This window comes from Streptomyces sp. NPDC046727 (assembly GCF_040645635.1).
Lineage (GTDB): Bacteria > Actinomycetota > Actinomycetes > Streptomycetales > Streptomycetaceae > Streptomyces.
Genome location: NZ_JBEYYR010000101.1, coordinates 1 through 1101, shown reverse-complemented (window position 1 = coordinate 1101; position 1101 = coordinate 1). Strand labels below are relative to the sequence as shown.

3 protein-coding genes are annotated in these 1101 nt (G+C 59.0%); all 3 read right to left on the bottom strand.

What is annotated here, in order from left to right; translation table 11 throughout:
* A partial coding sequence (locus ABZ937_RS42825; protein WP_361701124.1) for a branched-chain amino acid transaminase occupies positions 1-559 on the bottom strand: 559 nt, incomplete at its 3' end.
* A gap of 23 nt (positions 560-582) precedes the next feature.
* The gene (gene ilvM, locus ABZ937_RS42820) at positions 583-840 is read right to left on the bottom strand and encodes an acetolactate synthase 2 small subunit (protein ID WP_049294986.1); all 258 of its coding nucleotides are present in this window, start codon (positions 838-840) and stop codon (positions 583-585) included.
* On the bottom strand, positions 837-1101 hold a 265-nt coding region (locus ABZ937_RS42815), incomplete at its 5' end, for a thiamine pyrophosphate-dependent enzyme (RefSeq protein ID WP_361701121.1). The genes ABZ937_RS42815 and ilvM, both read right to left, overlap by 4 nt.

The following is a 1101-nucleotide window of genomic DNA, read 5'->3' as shown; positions in this document are numbered from 1 at the left end:
CGTCGAGCGCGATGCCTTCCTGATAGCCGTGGCGACGCGCTTCGCTGCCCACCAGCAGGGAGGAAAGATAGTTACCGCCGGCCTTGGCCGCAGTGGGGATCGTGTTTGGTGCGACGCGGTGCCAGGAGGAGACCATCGCATCGATGCCTTGATCCAGCGCTTCTTCACCCAGATAAGCGCCCCAAGGAAACGCCGCGATAATCACGTCCGTTTTGTAACCGGCCGGCGGGTTGACGCCCATGCCGACATCGCCGACGAACACCAGCGGGCGAATGTACGCGCTGACCAGGTTGTTCTTGCGCAGCGTGGCGCGGCAGGCTTCCATCAGCTCGTCAACGCTTTGCGAAACCGGCATGCGGTAGATTTTCGCCGAGTCGTGCAGGCGCTGCATATGCTCGCGATGACGGAATACCACCGGCCCCAAATGCGAGTCGTAGCAGCGTACGCCTTCAAATACCGACGTGCCGTAATGCAGCGCGTGCGACATCACGTGCACTTTGGCCTCGGCCCAAGGAACCATCTCACCATTGAACCAAATGTAATCGGCTTTCTTTGTCATTGTTATTTATCCTTCTCGGCGCCTCAGGCGCGTATTTGTTGTGATGTTGGCTGCTGGATCTCGACGCAGGAGACGTCCAGCAGTTTGCTTAACTGAGATGACAACAGGGCGACCGGACGCGGGCTGGCAACGGTCAATTCGATATTGATGCTGTCGGCGTTGGTCGGGGAAACCATATTCATAGCACAAACCTGAAAGCCGCGATGACGCACGACCCGCAATACGCGCTCTAACATTTCGGGGCGAAAACGCGCCTGGATCGAGAGTTGATGCTGCATCATGATATTTCCTCCAACATGGTTTCGTTACCGGCGCCCGGCGGCACCAGCGGCCAGACGTTTTCGAGTTCGTCGATAGAGACCTGCAGCAGATAAGGGCCTTCGGTGTTGAACAGCGCCTCGAGCGCGCCCTCCACCTGATCCTTGCGGCTGATGCGCTGGCCGGGAATGCCGAAGGCGGCGGCCAGCATCAGGAAGTCGGGGTTATCGGACAGGTTGGTTTCGCTGTAGCGGCCGTCGAAGAACAGCTGCTGCCATTGGCGC